The organism is Pseudoalteromonas gelatinilytica (genome assembly GCF_001641615.1).
GTDB classification, from domain to species: domain Bacteria; phylum Pseudomonadota; class Gammaproteobacteria; order Enterobacterales; family Alteromonadaceae; genus Pseudoalteromonas; species Pseudoalteromonas gelatinilytica.
The window spans coordinates 324411-340115 of record NZ_LRRU01000018.1; the positions used below are offsets into that span (position 1 = coordinate 324411).

Annotated in this window: 12 protein-coding genes and 5 tRNA genes; all 17 read left to right on the forward strand. The window is 42.6% G+C overall.

Going from position 1 to position 15705, the window contains the following annotated elements:
• Nucleotides 1-84: 84 nt before the first annotated feature.
• The 17 genes from xerD to NH153_RS10190 all read left to right on the forward strand — a co-directional run bounded on the left by xerD (nt 85) and on the right by NH153_RS10190 (nt 15638).
• Nucleotides 85-972 (forward strand): site-specific tyrosine recombinase XerD, encoded by an 888-nt coding sequence (gene xerD / locus NH153_RS10110; RefSeq protein WP_156503623.1) that lies wholly within the window; start codon nt 85-87, stop codon nt 970-972.
• 59 nt (nt 973-1031) lie between these two features.
• Nucleotides 1032-1766, forward strand: coding sequence for a bifunctional protein-disulfide isomerase/oxidoreductase DsbC (gene dsbC, locus NH153_RS10115; RefSeq protein ID WP_063703393.1), 735 nt, complete (start codon nt 1032-1034; stop codon nt 1764-1766).
• 76 nt (nt 1767-1842) lie between these two features.
• Nucleotides 1843-3564 (forward strand): single-stranded-DNA-specific exonuclease RecJ, encoded by a 1722-nt coding sequence (gene recJ, locus NH153_RS10120; RefSeq protein ID WP_063703395.1) that lies wholly within the window; start codon nt 1843-1845, stop codon nt 3562-3564.
• A 143-nt stretch (nt 3565-3707) separates the two neighbouring features.
• Nucleotides 3708-4806, forward strand: a protein-coding gene (gene prfB, locus NH153_RS10125; RefSeq protein ID WP_105181232.1) for a peptide chain release factor 2 whose coding sequence is annotated in 2 segments (ribosomal slippage) — nt 3708-3782 and nt 3784-4806 — 1098 coding nt in all. Because the reading frame shifts where the segments join, the coding sequence is not laid out codon by codon here.
• 26 nt (nt 4807-4832) lie between these two features.
• Nucleotides 4833-6368, forward strand: a complete 1536-nt coding sequence (lysS, locus tag NH153_RS10130; protein WP_063703397.1) for a lysine--tRNA ligase — start codon at nt 4833-4835, stop codon at nt 6366-6368.
• 252 nt (nt 6369-6620) lie between these two features.
• A complete protein-coding gene (locus NH153_RS10135; protein ID WP_063703399.1) occupies nt 6621-6818 on the forward strand; it encodes a hypothetical protein in 198 nt (65 codons plus the stop codon).
• 112 nt (nt 6819-6930) lie between these two features.
• A tRNA-Ser gene (locus tag NH153_RS10140) sits at nt 6931-7023 on the forward strand.
• Nucleotides 7024-7061: 38 nt separating this feature from the next.
• Nucleotides 7062-7138: transfer RNA gene (locus NH153_RS10145), tRNA-Arg, on the forward strand.
• A 142-nt stretch (nt 7139-7280) separates the two neighbouring features.
• Nucleotides 7281-7357, forward strand: a tRNA-Arg gene (locus tag NH153_RS10150).
• Between the two features lie 220 nt (nt 7358-7577).
• Nucleotides 7578-7654, forward strand: a tRNA-Arg gene (locus tag NH153_RS10155).
• Between the two features lie 98 nt (nt 7655-7752).
• A tRNA-Arg gene (locus NH153_RS10160) sits at nt 7753-7829 on the forward strand.
• Between the two features lie 785 nt (nt 7830-8614).
• The gene (locus tag NH153_RS10165; RefSeq protein ID WP_063703402.1) at nt 8615-10051 is read left to right on the forward strand and encodes an alpha/beta fold hydrolase; all 1437 of its coding nucleotides are present in this window, start codon (nt 8615-8617) and stop codon (nt 10049-10051) included.
• A complete protein-coding gene (locus NH153_RS10170) occupies nt 10035-10907 on the forward strand; it encodes a hypothetical protein (protein ID WP_063703404.1) in 873 nt (290 codons plus the stop codon). Before NH153_RS10165 ends, NH153_RS10170 begins: the two co-directional genes overlap by 17 nt.
• Nucleotides 10908-11067: 160 nt before the next feature.
• Nucleotides 11068-12378 (forward strand): peptide deformylase, encoded by a 1311-nt coding sequence (locus NH153_RS10175; protein WP_063703406.1) that lies wholly within the window; start codon nt 11068-11070, stop codon nt 12376-12378.
• A gap of 16 nt (nt 12379-12394) precedes the next feature.
• On the forward strand, nt 12395-13771 hold the full coding sequence (locus NH153_RS10180) for an SH3 domain-containing protein (protein ID WP_063703409.1): 1377 nt from the start codon (nt 12395-12397) through the stop codon (nt 13769-13771).
• 8 nt (nt 13772-13779) lie between these two features.
• Nucleotides 13780-14892, forward strand: a complete 1113-nt coding sequence (locus NH153_RS10185; RefSeq protein WP_063703411.1) for a dipeptide epimerase — start codon at nt 13780-13782, stop codon at nt 14890-14892.
• Nucleotides 14889-15638: a L,D-transpeptidase family protein gene (locus NH153_RS10190; RefSeq protein ID WP_082874030.1), complete on the forward strand. Its 750-nt coding sequence runs from the start codon at nt 14889-14891 to the stop codon at nt 15636-15638. Before NH153_RS10185 ends, NH153_RS10190 begins: the two co-directional genes overlap by 4 nt.
• The last annotated feature ends 67 nt before the right edge of the window (nt 15639-15705 follow it).

The window sequence follows — 15705 nt, forward strand, 5'->3', positions numbered from 1 at the left end:
TACCGTAAGGTATAATCAATTGATACCTTGATAAGGATGAGAGTACGCGTGGCTGATAATAATTCACAAGCCCAAAAAGGTGTAATGACACCAAATAACGCCGAACATTTAGAGTTATTTTTAGATACGCTGTATCTTGAGCAAGGAGTTAGCGAAAATACACTAGCCGCTTATCGCAGTGACCTTGAAAAGTTTTGCCAATTTTTAAAAGATAAAGACCTACTGGCTGTCCGCTCAGATGATATTGAAGCGTATTTAGCATACCGTGTTGATTTAGGACTGAAGTCGCGCAGCACAGCGCGTAGCATCAGCGCGCTGAAGCGTTTTTATCAGTATTTTGTGCGCGAAAAAGCCATTGCCGATTCGCCGATGGTCAATATTGCTCAGCCAAAAGCTGGGCAGTCATTACCAAAAACACTGTCAGAAGCAGAAGTAGAAGCACTGCTTGCAGCCCCAGATATAGAAGATGCAATGGGGCTTCGTGATAAAGCCATGCTGGAGCTGTTATATGCCACAGGGCTTCGTGTCACTGAGCTGGTGGGACTTAGAATGGAGCAAATTAATTTGCGTCAAGCGGTGGTTTTTGTAAAAGGTAAGGGTAATAAAGAGCGCTTAGTTCCCCTAGGTGAAGAAGCGATGTACTGGCTTGAGCAGTTTTTAAAAGTGGGCCGTTCGCAAATGATTAAACATGCCACTGACTTTGTGTTCCCATCTAAGCGCGGGATTGGCATGACACGACAAACTTTTTGGCATCGCATCAAACACTATGCTATTTTGGCATCAGTTGAATCGCCGTTATCACCGCATACGCTCAGACACGCGTTTGCAACGCATTTGCTTAATCATGGGGCGGACCTTAGAGTCGTGCAAATGATGTTAGGTCACAGTGACTTATCAACAACACAAATTTATACCCATGTAGCGAATGAAAGATTGAAGTCGGTACACGAGCAACATCATCCACGTGCTTAGTGCAAGATTTTTAAAGATGTACCGGTCTATATAAAAAATGATCAGGATATAGGATATTTATGAAAAAGTTAGTTTTAGCCACAGCACTACTAGGCACAAGCTTAAATGTGTTTGCCAATGGCGTATCAACAACAGACGCTGCTGATGCCCCGATTATTGCTAAGTTTGCTGAATTAGGCGTAACCGTTAAGCAAATCAATCCAAGCCCAGTGGCAGGCCTTAAAGAACTAATTACTGACAAAGGCGTGCTGTATGCAAGCCCTGACGGTCAATTTCTAATGCAAGGAACACTGATTGACCTTAATAACCGAGTCAATCTAACAGAACATGCACTGAGCGATGTACGTAAAGAAGGCATTGCTGAGTACGAAGATTCGATGATCGTTTATAAAGCGAAAAACGAAAAGCATTCAATCACGGTATTTACCGATATCAGCTGTGGTTACTGCCGTAAGTTACACCGTGAACTTGATGATTTCTTAGAAGCGGGTATCACCGTTAAATACCTTGCTTTTCCACGTGGTGGTTTACGTGGTAAAGGTTACCAAGATTTAATGAATGTATGGTGTGCTAAAGACCCTGCTGAAGCATTAACAGAAGCAAAAGCGGGTGCAGAAGTCGCTGCAGTGCCTGGTTGTAACGCACCAATTGCAGAGCACTATCAACTAGGTCAAAGCTTTGGTATGTCGGGTACTCCAGCAATTATTTTAGAAGATGGCACCATGATCCCAGGTTATCAATCAGCTGCGCAAATTAGCCAAGCGCTTGATGCCTTACCAAAAACATCTTCATAACTGATTTTTTAACGAAAAGGCCTATTTGTCGTAGGCCTTTTTTATTTGTCTTAAGCTAAGAAGTACCGTTTCCGACATGGAAAAAATAATTCAAGCTCGTCCTCGTGTTGATGATTCGCATCTACCACACCATTTACACCCTGTAATTAAGCAAATATATGCGACTCGTCAGGTGCAAAATGCCACCGAACTCGATAACAGTGCTGCCACATTACATGACTTTAAGTTGTTCAAAGATATCGACAAAGCTGTGGTGCTATTGCAACAAGCCCTCGCAGCTCAAAGTCGCGTGTTAATCGTCGGAGACTTTGATGCCGATGGCGCAACCAGCACAGCAACCTTAATGCAAGGTCTTGCTATGTTTGGCTTAAAGAATCTTGATTACTTGGTACCAGACAGATTCAGCCTAGGTTATGGCTTAAGTCCTGCGCTTGCTGAGCAAATAGTGACTATGCAACCTGAGCTGGTGATCACTGTTGATAACGGTATTTCATGTATTGATGGCATTGCCATTGTAAAGCAAGCGGGTATTAAGGTGCTGGTTACAGATCACCATTTGCAAGGTGAAGCCCTACCAGATGCCGATGCTATCGTGAATCCGAATCGCCATGATTGTCAGTTTCCATCGAAGTCGATAGCTGGCGTTGGGGTTGCTTTTTATCTGCTCATTGCTTTACGTAGCCACTTACGTGAACAAGGGTATTTTCAGCATCAGCCAATGCCAAATTTGGCTGAGTTACTTGATATTGTAGCCCTTGGTACCGTGGCCGATGTGGTCGCGCTTGATGCCAATAACCGTACCTTAGTTCATCAAGGTTTAGCACGTATTCGTAGTGGTAAAACACGCCCTGGTATTAGTGCTCTCATTGAAGTGGCAAATCGCAATGCAGCCCGTTTAAGTGCCAGTGACTTTGGCTTTTCATTGGCGCCACGCTTAAATGCAGCAGGGCGTTTAGATGATATGAGTTTAGGTATAGCCTGCTTGTTATCTAATGATATAAACCAAGCACGCCGAATTGCCGGTGAGCTCGACAGCCTCAATCATGAGCGCCGTGAAATAGAGCAGGGCATGCAAACGGAGGCACAAGCTGTGCTTGACCGTTTAGCATTTAAAACTGAGTCAGTACCTGATGCCATTTGTTTATATCAAGCTGATTGGCATCAAGGTGTCATTGGTATTTTGGCTGGCCGCTTAAAAGAAAAGTATCACCGTCCTACGATTATTTTTGCCGCTGGCGATAATGGCGAAATCAAAGGCTCTTGCCGCTCTATTGAAGGGCTGCATATGCGAGACTTACTCGAGCGAGTAAATACACTCTATCCGCATTTGATCAGTAAATTTGGTGGTCATGCTATGGCGGCCGGACTGAGTATCAATGAGCAGTGTTTTACTGAATTTAAAACCGTGTTTGAGCAAATGGTGACAGACACACTCACTGAAGAGCATAAGCAAAGTATTTTACTTACCGATGGTGAATTACCTAATGAGTGCTTTTCGATGGAATTTGCCAACTTACTAAAAAATGCCGGCCCCTGGGGACAGCAATTTCCAGAACCAGTGTTCGAACATGTATTTGAAGTAATACAGCAGCGCATTGTTGGTGAAAAACACTTAAAACTGGTTTTAAAACATCAATCTGGACGGTTAGTTGATGGCATTGCCTTTGGTGTTGATGTGCGTGCATGGCCAGATACCGAAGTGCGTTATGTGAAAGCTGCTTATCAACTCGATATAAATGAATTCCGTGGTAAATTCTCGCTACAGTTGATTATTCGAGAGCTACAAAAAGCGACATAAAAATATCGTTATAATCGACATAAAAGGCTAATAAAACGCTCGGTTTTTTGTTAAAATCGGGCGTTTTTAATATTTGTAGATAATTTACCGTATTTATTGTCGATATCGGTGCGCGGTAAATCAGCCATTTTGGAGTAATGTACATGTTTGAAGTGAATCCTGTGATTAATCAAATCAAGGAAATTCGCGAACGTACTGAACTGCTTCGGGGGTACCTTTGACTACCCTCTTAAGAAAGAGCGGTTAGAAGAAGTTAACGCAGAACTTGAAGATTCAGCAGTGTGGAATGAGCCAGAGCGAGCTCAAGCACTTGGCCGTGAAAAGTCGGCACTCGAAGCTATCGTTGAGACCATTGATAATCTAGTGTCAGGTACCGAAGATGTTGAAGGGTTAGTCGAGCTTGCTGTTGAAGCTGAAGATGAAGAAACCTTCGCTGAAGCTGAAGCTGAATTAGGCGATTTAAACGCACAGCTTGAAAAGCTAGAGTTCCGTCGTATGTTCTCAGGCGACCATGACCAAAACGATGCTTACCTTGATTTACAATCAGGTTCTGGCGGCACTGAAGCCCAAGACTGGTGTAACATGCTACTGCGTATGTATTTACGTTGGGGTGAAGCAAAAGGCTTTAAAGTTGAACTTGTTGAAGCAACTGATGGTGATGTGGCTGGTATCAAGGGCGCAACTGTGCGCTTCGTGGGCGAATATGCATACGGTTGGTTACGTACAGAAACAGGTGTTCACCGTTTAGTGCGTAAGAGCCCGTTCGACTCAAGTGGTCGTCGTCATACCTCGTTTGCATCGGCATTCGTTTACCCAGAAATCGACGATAATATCGAAATTGATATTAATCCGGCAGACTTACGTATTGACGTTTACCGTGCATCAGGCGCAGGTGGTCAGCACGTAAATACAACAGAGTCAGCGGTTCGTATTACCCATATACCAACCAATACGGTTGTACAGTGCCAAAACGAGCGTTCACAGCACAAGAATAAAGACCAAGCAATGAAGCAGTTAAAAGCGAAGTTGTTTGAACTTGAAATTCAAAAGCAAAATGCTGAGAAACAAAGCCAAGAAGATGCTAAATCTGATATTGGCTGGGGTAGTCAAATTCGTTCATACGTACTTGATGACTCGCGCATTAAAGACTTACGTACCGGCGTTGAAAACCGTAATACACAAGCGGTTCTTGACGGCGACTTAGATAAATTTATTGAAGCCAGCCTTAAATCTGGCCTATAACCACCAAGCTAAAAAAGAGCTAAAAAATGACTGATCAAATCCAAGACGAAAATAAGTTAATCGCTGAGCGTCGTGGCAAATTAGACGCAATCCGCGAAAATTGCCCAGCCAACGGTCATCCAAACCAATTCCGTCGTGAACATTACACGGCTGATTTGCAAGCTGAGTTTGGTGATAAATCGAAAGATGAATTAGTTGCTGAGCAGCACGTTGTATCAGTAGCAGGTCGTATCCTTGCTAAACGTGGTCCTTTCCTTGCGTTACAAGACATGAAAGGCCAAATTCAAGCGTACGCGTCAAAAGACGTACAAAAAGAATTAAAAGCAAAATACGGTCAACTTGATATCGGTGACATCATCGGTGTTAAAGGTGCACTAAATAAATCAGGTAAAGGCGACCTATACGTTGAAATGACAGAGTATGAGTTACTGACAAAGTCATTACGCCCGTTACCTGAAAAGTTCCACGGTTTATCTGACCAAGAAACTAAATACCGTCAACGTTATGTTGACTTAATTACTAATGAAGCGACGCGTGAAACCTTCCGTATTCGCTCAAAAGTTGTTGAAGGTATCCGTCGTTTCTTAGCAGATCGTGACTTCATGGAAGTTGAAACACCTATGCTACAAGTGATCCCAGGTGGTGCGTCTGCTCGTCCATTCGTAACACACCACAATGCACTTGATATCGACATGTACTTACGTATTGCCCCTGAGCTTTACTTAAAACGTCTAGTTGTGGGTGGCTTTGAGCGTGTATTCGAAATCAACCGTAACTTCCGTAACGAAGGTTTATCAACGCGTCATAACCCAGAATTCACAATGATCGAATTCTACCAAGCATACGCTGACTACATTGACCTGATGAACATCACTGAAGACATGCTACGTACTGTTGCGACAGACGTACTTGGTTCACCAATTGTTGTAAACACAACTAAAAACGAAAATGGTGAAGTGGTAGATTCAGTAGAGTACGATTTTGGTCAACCTTTTGCTCGTTTAACAATGAGCGAAGCTATCCTTAAGTACAACCCAGACTTTGATGCTGCAGTATTTAATGACCCTGAAAACCATTTTGAAGAGCTTAAAGCGTACGCGAAGCAAGTACACGTTAAGATCCCAGAAAACTGCGTATGGGGCCCAGGCAAGTTCTTATGTGAAATCTTCGAAGAGACTGCTGAGCATAAGTTAATTCAACCGACTTTCATTACCGCTTACCCGTGGGAAGTATCTCCACTTGCACGTCGTAACGATGAAAACCCATTTGTAACTGACCGTTTCGAATTCTTCGTAGGTGGTCGTGAATTAGCGAATGGTTTCTCTGAGCTTAACGATGCACAAGATCAAGCTGAACGTTTTGCGCGTCAAGTTGAAGAGAAAGACGCCGGTGATGATGAAGCAATGCACTACGACGAAGATTACATTCGTGCGTTAGAGTACGGCTTACCGCCAACAGCGGGTGAGGGTATTGGTATCGACCGTCTAGTGATGTTATTTACTGACTCACCAACAATTAAAGACGTGATCCTGTTCCCACACATGCGTCCTCAAGCTGATTAATCAGCTAAAAGTCTTGAAAACGCCGCTTTTTAGCGGCGTTTTTGTTATCAGAAATTTCTGATTTTTATTGCGTGTTACTTAACTACTAAAATGTAATTACCTGATCTAAAAAGGAATGCTGAATTAGTCTTCCAACAAAGTTACTAAGTTGTAAAATTTTTCTACAAATCCCAAGGCCAATAGTATTATTTTTAGCCAAAATATGACATCATTGCGCAATTCTCGTTCAATGCATAAATGGACTTAATAATAATGACAAAAAAGCCTTCGCAGTTGCCAACAGATACAAATAAAAGCGAGCATCAGCGTGAAGTTTTTTACCGTGCCTGCATCGCCGAATTCCAACAATTGGGCTATCAAGATCAATATCTCGCAGAGTTAACTGATGAATTGATCCCATTGACGGGTCTTGAGCCATTGAGTGATAAAGAAAAAACGGCGAAAGGCTAGACAAAACTGAGTTGTTTTTGTTCGTAGTGGACAATCTATAACCATCTATACGATTTTCCTTGAAAAGTGTTTGACATATTTTCTGAAATCTTTATTATACGCCCCACAAGACGGAGAGGTGGCCGAGTGGCCGAAGGCGCTCCCCTGCTAAGGGAGTATAGGGTTTGTAGCTCTATCGAGGGTTCGAATCCCTCCTTCTCCACCATTTTTCCTAAAATGGCATGTCTTGAAAGTAATATGTGTGGACGCGTAGCTCAGCTGGATAGAGTACCTGGCTACGAACCAGGCGGTCGGAGGTTCGAATCCTCCCGCGTCCGCCACTTTTTACTTTAACTCTGCATCGAGTATAAGATGTTAGTAAATTTGGTCGGAGGTTCTCTCTTTCAAGAGACGTCCCGCAACCGCCCTTTTTACTTTAACTCTTGCTAAGAGAATAAATTAGCAATATTCAAATGTGCGTGTGGACGCGTAGCTCAGCTGGATAGAGTACCTGGCTACGAACCAGGCGGTCGGAGGTTCGAATCCTCCCGCGTCCGCCATATTTGAAACTCACATCGAGTATAAAGATACAAATTTGGTCGGAGGTTCACTCTTTCAAGAGACGTCCCGCAACCGCCATATTTGAAACTCATATCGAGTATAAAGATACAAATTTGGTCGGAGGTTCACTCTTTCAAGAGACGTCCCGCAACCACCATATTTGAAAACTCACATCGAGTATAAAGATAAAATCATTGCAAGATTATAAAATGCAACTGCGGACGCGTAGCTCAGCTGGATAGAGTACCTGGCTACGAACCAGGCGGTCGGAGGTTCGAATCCTCCCGCGTCCGCCACTTTCTCTTAGAAAGTGACATAAGCCGACAAGCTGTCGGTTTTTTTGTGTCTTTAAGATACAGTCAATGCAAGACTTAAACATGCATCATCACACTGCGGACGCGTAGCTCAGCTGGATAGAGTACCTGGCTACGAACCAGGCGGTCGGAGGTTCGAATCCTCCCGCGTCCGCCACTTTCTCTTTGAAAGTGACATAAACCGACGAAAGTCGGTTTTTTTGTGCCTGCAATTCGCGTAGGTGTGGTTGTAGGAGCGACTTCAGTCGTGAATAAACATACCGTTTTATTGCACCTCAATATTCTTTGGGCGACTTTGAACCACGCAGCCGGAGGTTCACTGTTTCAAAATACGTCCCGCGTCCGCCACTTTTCTCTCAAGTAGAGTAAAAGTGACATAAACCGACGAAAGTCGGTTTTTTTGTGCCTACAATTTGCGTAGGAGCGTGAAAACACGATATAAATCTGTAGCAGCGATTTTATATCGCGTTTATTATCGCAATATTCGTAGGAGCGACTTCAGTCGTGAAAAAACATACCGTTTTATTGCACTCATTATTCTTTGGAAGACTTTGAACCACGCAGCCGGAGGTTCACTGTTTCAAAATACGTCCCGCGTCCGCCACTTTTCTCTCAAGTAGATTAAAAATGACATAAACCGACGAAAGTCGGTTTTTTTGTGCCTACAATTTGCGTAGGAGCGACTTCAGTCGCGAACATCACGCTTCCACACAATTAATTAAACCCCAACTCAAAATACAAAAAATGCACCCCGTAGGCGTGAAACGTGTTTCGCGCGTATCAAGATGCTGTCGCCATAAATGATGATCTACACCTCTCACATCTTGCTATCTATTCCAGAATAAGCATTTCTCAATGTTAGGTTCATGCTCATGCATTATTTACATTTAACCGACAAAGGGTACAATCTCGCTAATACAATAATAATTAAACCAATATCCCTTGCGTCTATTTCACTTATTCTTTTTTTATTGCATTTTGCTTGGTTCGTTTGCTGCGCAAAGCGAGCCAGTTGTATTGCAATCAACACCATTAAACCAACAACAAATCCAAGCACTCAAATTTGAATCTCCTATTAAAGCAGATTGGTTGTTTAGTACTTACCAAGAGTCCGTTTTTAATTCATCAATTTTGGTCTTAGAAGCCGGTGATAAAAAGGCGCCGCCTTTGCTGCTCGTGCATGGTTTAGGCGTATTAGGTATGCAAGATTGGTTTGGGGTTATTCCTCAACTCAGTAAACATTATCATGTTATTGCGATTGATTTACCTGGTTTTGCTCACTCAGAAAGCCCCGAAGGACGTTACTCTCCTCGCAATTATGCTGTTGTACTGGCGGAAGTGGTCGATCACTATATTGCTGAACCAACCACGGTTGTGGGTCACTCGATGGGGGGCGCGGTCAGCCTGTATTTTGCTGGCAAATACCGGGAGAAACTCAATAAATTGGTGTTAGTCGACGCGGCGGGTATCTTACATAAAGTGGCATTTATAAAGCCTATCTCCAACATACCTAAGCCTAATACTAAGCTACCTAAATTTCTCTCAACTAAGTTAGCTCAGCTCAATGATTTTACAACCGGACTCATTGAAGAAGGAGCGATAGATTCATACCTGACAGAGTTATTACAGCGTAGTGATGGTGCATGGAAGCTAGTAATGGGTGAAACACCGAATATGAATGCAGCACTGAGTTTAGTTGAGGAAGACTTTAGCGAGATTGTCAGCAATCTGAAAATAGAAACACATATTATTTGGGGTGAAGAAGATGCCGTCGCTCCATTACGAACTGCAAAAGTATTGAACAGCCAGCTAATCAATAGTGATTTAGCTACTTTGCCTGATGTGGGTCATGTGCCAATGAAGCAACAGCCCAGCCAGTTCTTAGCTTTATTAAATCGAGCGTTAACTGGGGAAGTTAAAAAACCAGCCAGTGCAGAAGTTTCAGATAAACAAATCGAGACATTTCATTGTGAAGATCAGCACAGTCGCGAGTTTTCAGGCCATTACCGTCATATGATTATTGAAGACTGTAATAATGTGTTACTTAAAAATGTGGTTGCTGAATCTATCCGTATTAAAGATTCTTTAGTGAGATTAGAAAATGTAAGCTTATCAGGGGCTAAACTCGCTTTAAATGTTAAGCGCTCTGTGGTTGAACTAACCAATGTCACTATTACGGCTCAACAAGGTGTAAAACTGAATGAAAGCCGATTTGATGGTGCTGGTGTGCAAATCAATGCATCTGAGCATGCAATAAGCGTTGTCGATGACAGCAATATTATATTCTCGTTAAGTAGAATCCATAGCCCGATATATCAAGGTTTGGCACATGATGCCATAGAAGTAGAAAAAGGAATTATTGATGACCGCTTTAAATAGCATCCCTTTTGTTAAATTAGCAACGTGCTCGCTGTTTTGTGTCGCTTTACTAAGTGGTTGCAAATCAACAAAGACTGAGCAACAACAATATGCTGATCTACAAGATAGTTTTAGTTATGAAACGTACAGGGGAGTGTCGAATACCAGTGTCGATACCATTGCTTATGGTTATAACAAACTGCAAAAAGAACAGTTAGAGCAAATAGGTGCAATTGAGCCAACACTGACTCATGCCATGATGAGCTACATTTTGAGCCTTGGTGTAAGTAAAGATTTTGCAATTGCTGAAAGCGACTTAGCGCTTGCTAAAGCGACTGATATGCGGGGTAAATATTTAGCATACAGTGCTCAGTCTTTGGCTTTTTATAACAAAGGCTGGCGTAAAATGGCTAAACAAAAAGCTGACTTCATTCGCACCGATCCTTTGTTTGCGACAGTGAGCCAGAGCTATCCAAAAGAGCAGCTTATTTCTTATCTCATTATTGGCAGTGTTGCAGTACGTGATGGTGACCTAGCGACAGCACAAAACATGTTTTATGTGATTGGTGAGCAGATTGAAAAACCCTGGCTACCAAGCTTAGCAAAAGCGTTAACGGTAACCCTAAATGGCTCAACAATAGACTCATTAATCATGCTAAAAGATATCAGCACAGACCCCTCTTTAAACGGCTATGAACGTGAGAAAATAGCCGAACTGATGGATGTTGCGCAAAGTAAGTTAAGCGATAAAAAGAAGCGTCAAAAAATCACCCATATTGCTGACGATTTCTTTCTCGACCGCATTAAGGATAAAAGCTCAACGCTATATCGAGATTTGATCACTGACTTACAAAAATACACTGAGCAAGTTCTTTAATCTCTTAAGAAGTTGAGTGTAGTTTCACACTCAACTTCACCTAAATCCTCACTGTTTCAAATCCTTTACGCATTAAAACCGAGTTAATTTGCTTCACAGTCAATTTGTGTTAGATTTAATAAAATATTCCAAAAATAATAACAAGTGGGAATTTTATTTTATGTATGAGAAAGGTGCATATCAAAACAGGCTGGCTATAAGTTGCACCCTGATACTCTTGGCAGGTTGTCAAACTAGCACAAAAACAGCCCCGTTAACCGACCAACAATACTTTGAGCAGGTGATGTTAGCGCCTGCTATTTTGCCAAACGATTTAACGAATACCGGTTGTTTATCGCTTGAGAGTGAAACTAAGCTGCAAAGCTATAAATCAGCGGCTGAGGTTAATTACCAGCAAACAGGTTGGCAAAACAGAGTGGCGGCTGATTGGCAGTATTTTTTAGCCCCAGAGCAACCGGGCAAGCTACTTCTAATCGATTATCAAGTTCAAGCAGGACAACTAGCTTACCGGTATTTAAGTGACGGCAGCCATAATGAGTTGTATGAACCTTGGAGTTCATCAAAAATTCAAGCGTTTAGCGGTGCGCTGTCAAAAGTAAGGCAAACCCATCCAGAGCTTGGTGCTGCATCTTTTGCCGGTGATACAGCACTGGCTGATTTGATCAGCAGTATTAATAGTTACGAAGCATTTGGTAAAGCCGATGGTAATTCAAATGCGATAGCCAGTTATTTTGTCAATGTAGCAGGGCGCGAATATTTACGTGGGCTTTTTAATGATGGCTGGCTAAAACTACAGGATCAGCGTTTGTTATTTAACGGCGCATATGGATCAGAGCAGTTTATGCCATCAGACGAATACTGGCATAACCCTGTCAATAATGAGCTTGATGCAAAGATAGCTCGGTTCAAAGCAAGCAGTGATGATCCTGGCTATTTAGGGTATCGTTGTGAGAGCTGTGGTTTAACGGGCAACAAAGCAATGACCACACTTGCTCAAGCGGAATGGTTAAAACGTCTGGTTAGTCATCAGCGTGAACCAAGTACGCAAATGCCTTATTTACAAGCAAGTGATGTTGATGTGCTACTTAACGGCACAGGTCATACAGATGAACATGCTCCTGTAGGCGGTATGATGGTGGGTATCAGTCATATCGTTACAAATGCATTGGCAAATGTTATTGCGCCCAATGATAGTCGCTCAGCAAAAGAAGTGCTCGATAGCGCAACGAATGGGCAGTGGCGTGTTTGGCAAAAAATTGGCTGGGGGCCAAGTGAAACGCGCTCCACCACAGAAACGGTTATGTTGGCACATGTGTGTTTAGGCAATTATCAAGGTGGCCGTGAGTTTACGTTTAGTGTGCAGCAGTCAACTTTGGGGGCCGACGAAGCCAATTTGCCAACAGTCGGTAAGCAAATGCAGCAAAAATTGCAGCATGCTTTTACAAAATTATTAGATTCACGCGTTCAATAAGAATTAAGGTACAGCTATGCGTCGTTCAATTATCGCTTTATCAATTACTTTAGGTGTTGCTTTTAGTGCACCTATGCATGCTGAGGGTTGGCAATCAGATGTAATCGGGGTCACGCAGTCACAGCTTTCGCCTAGCTACTGGCTAGCACAAGGTGCATCGGCAAAAGTGATCATGACTGAGGCGCAAATTGCAGCCTTCAACGAGAAATTAATTAAAGAAAATAAATATATAGTTGATCCTCTTTCATTTCAAAAATCACTCACTAAAGACGAGCTAACAAGCGCCATTCATTCAGCAAGTTCAATTCCAAAAAGCCCGCGCTTTTTTACCGATGGCCGACAACTCACCGCGAAAGACTTTGCTAAATATCAGGCTAATTTAAACCTTAACAAGGTCGTAGGTAATAATAAGGTACGCTTTGCTGTGGTCGTTAAGCGCACGGCATTACGTACTTTTCCAACCTGGGATCGGGTTTTAAATAGCGGCCTTGATCAAGACTTAGATCGCTTTCAAGAAAGCGGTATGTTTCCGGGCGAAGCGGTTGCTGTATTACATCAAAGCGCAGATAAGAAATGGTTGTTAGTACGTGCTTACAACTATCTAGCGTGGACGCCTGCCGAAGATCTTGCCTTTGCTGATGCAGATAAAATAAAAGCTTATCGCGAACAAGATAACTTTTTGGTGGTAACCGGTGCAAAGGTCAATACTGCTTATGTGCCAAACGATGAAGGCCTCTCAGAAGTTCAGCTCGATATGGGAGTACGCTTACCATTGGTTGATAGTGAGCAAGTACCGTATTTGCTCAACGGCCAAAACAGCTATGCTAGCCATGTTGTACAGTTACCAACCCGCGATGAGCAAGGCAAACTGGTTATTAAACCTGCAATGATAAGTAAAACTGCCGATGTAAATTTAGGCTATCTAGACTACAACGAGCAGAATCTCATTAAACAAGGCTTTAAATTTTTAGGCGAGCGTTATGGTTGGGGTCATGATTACAATGGCCGTGACTGCACTGGCTTTGTTGGTGAAATTTATAAGAGCTTTGGCCTACTAATGCCGCGTAATTCAGGGCAGCAAGGCAGTAGTGAATACGGGCAAAATAATCGTTTTGATAAAAAAACTGCGGCAGATGATAAGTTGCCGACGGTTAAAAATATGGCGATTGGCGATCTAATTTATATTCCGGGTCATGTAATGATGTACTTAGGGGAGCATCACGGTGAGCCTTATGTTATTCATGACGTTAAAGGCTTAGGTTATAACAAAGGCGATGGTAGTTTTTATAATAGTGCCTTGAATGGGGTGTCGGTCACGCCATTATTGCCACTTAGATTATCTCAAGAAACCAGCTACTTAGATCGTGTTTATAACATTAAGCGTATTCGCTAGAGGCCATTATGAAAATTAAAGCTGTTCGCTTTGCAAAGCTCAAAGTGCCATTAGTTACCCCATTTAAAACAGCACTGAGAGAAGTGAGTTTTATTGAGGATTTAGTGGTTTTAATCGACACCGAATGTGGCCAAGTTGGCTATGGCTCTGCGGCCTCAACACCGGTTATTACAGGCGATACCCATCAAGGAATGATAGCGGTCATTCAGCAGTTTATTGCCCCTAAATTAGTGGGGCAAGAAATCGAAAACATTAATCAGCTTACCCACATTATTCAATCAACGGTGGTTGGTAACAGTAGTGCAAAAGCGGCGTTAGAGTTGGCGGTTTACGACTTGTGGGGCAAGCTCTATCAAGCGCCTTTATATAAGTTACTTGGCGGTGGTAAGTCAGAGTTAAAAACCGATATCACCATTAGCGTCGATAACATAGATAAAATGCTTAGTGACTGTCAGCGAGCGGTTGAGCAAGGCTTTGATGTATTAAAAATAAAAATCGGCAATAACCTTAATCAAGATATTGAACGTGTAAAAGCAATCCATGCAGGCTTTGCCGCTAAAACGCAGCTGCGTTTAGATGTAAACCAAGGCTGGAATGCCAAACAAACTGTGTTTGCACTACAGCAACTAGAGCAAGCAGGCGTGGTATTAGAGTTGGTTGAGCAGCCAGTAAAAAGCAGTGATATTCAAGGTCTCAAATATATTACTGAGCGAGTGAATACCCCGATTATGGCCGATGAAAGCGCCTTTTCACCGAAGCAAGTGATCCAACTTTTAGAGCTTGGCGCAGTTGATATTATCAATATTAAATTAATGAAAACGGGCGGTTTAAGTCGAGCAATTGAGATTGCTAATATCACAGCCCAATACCAAGCAGAGTGTATGATAGGTTGTATGCTAGAGGGCAGTATTGCCGTAGCTGGTGCTGCACATTTAGCCTCTGCCAAAGCACAGCAAATCAGTAAAATCGATTTAGATGGCCCAGCCCTTGGTCAATATGACCCTGTGCAAGGGGGCGTTGAATTTAGCGGCCCACAAATACGCTTATCGGATGCCCCAGGTCTTGGCATTGAATCAATAACGGGGCTTGAACTAATTACAAATGGAGTATGGCCAGCATGAAAAAACTAGTCAGTCTTATTGCAGTTATGAGTTTATCGGCTTGTGCCAGCAAAGAATCACCTAAACCTATTATTGATAACAGTCATCAACAGCTCGTGGTGGTGGTAGCCAATGACAGTGATGCCATTGATGCCACCTTGTATCGCTTTGAAAAAACCGCTGGTAGCTGGCAACAACAAGGCCAGCAACACGCGGTGGTACTGGGTCGTACTGGCCTTGCGTGGGGAGTGGGGCTGCATCCTGCACAACCGGGTCAGCAAAAACAAGAAGGCGATGGTAAAGCGCCAGCAGGTATTTTTGAACTTGGTACTGCTTTTGGTTATTTAGATTCATTGCAAACGAACCTCAGTTATCAAGCAATGACAGCAAATGATTATTGTATCGATGTGCAAGGCTCACCGTTTTACAACCAATTGGTTGATAAAGCACAAGTTGGTGAAGACGCCGTAAAAGACTCTTCAGAATGGATGCGTCGTGATATATACAGCCAAGATAACCTTTATAAAAAAGGCATTGTTGTTAAGCATAACCCAAGCAATATCAATGGTGCGGGCAGTTGTATCTTTATGCATTTATGGCGTGCGCCAAGTAAGCCTACAGCAGGTTGTACAGCAATGACAGAAAGCGATATGGATGCGTTACTTGCTTGGTTAGATGAGCGTAAAAAGCCGCTATTAGTCAGCTTGACCAAAGCGCAATATCAACAAAAGCAAAGTCAGTGGCAATTACCTAACTTAGCTAAATAAAAATAATAAAATAAAAGTATTTTAATTTTGTCATAATGGTGGAATAATATATTCCATTGAGGTTTGG

Bases quoted from the DNA above. Each gene is read 5' to 3' on its own strand.
- NH153_RS10175 (WP_063703406.1), top strand. From the start codon at position 11,068: ATGTATGAGAAAGGTGCATATCAAAACAGGCTGGCTATAAGTTGCACC.
- NH153_RS10180 (WP_063703409.1), top strand. From the start codon at position 12,395: ATGCGTCGTTCAATTATCGCTTTATCAATTACTTTAGGTGTTGCTTTT.
- recJ (WP_063703395.1), top strand. From the start codon at position 1,843: ATGGAAAAAATAATTCAAGCTCGTCCTCGTGTTGATGATTCGCATCTA.
- xerD (WP_156503623.1), top strand. From the start codon at position 85: ATGACACCAAATAACGCCGAACATTTAGAGTTATTTTTAGATACGCTG.
- NH153_RS10170 (WP_063703404.1), top strand. From the start codon at position 10,035: ATGACCGCTTTAAATAGCATCCCTTTTGTTAAATTAGCAACGTGCTCG.
- lysS (WP_063703397.1), top strand. From the start codon at position 4,833: ATGACTGATCAAATCCAAGACGAAAATAAGTTAATCGCTGAGCGTCGT.
- NH153_RS10190 (WP_082874030.1), top strand. From the start codon at position 14,889: ATGAAAAAACTAGTCAGTCTTATTGCAGTTATGAGTTTATCGGCTTGT.
- NH153_RS10135 (WP_063703399.1), top strand. From the start codon at position 6,621: ATGACAAAAAAGCCTTCGCAGTTGCCAACAGATACAAATAAAAGCGAG.
- dsbC (WP_063703393.1), top strand. From the start codon at position 1,032: ATGAAAAAGTTAGTTTTAGCCACAGCACTACTAGGCACAAGCTTAAAT.
- NH153_RS10185 (WP_063703411.1), top strand. From the start codon at position 13,780: ATGAAAATTAAAGCTGTTCGCTTTGCAAAGCTCAAAGTGCCATTAGTT.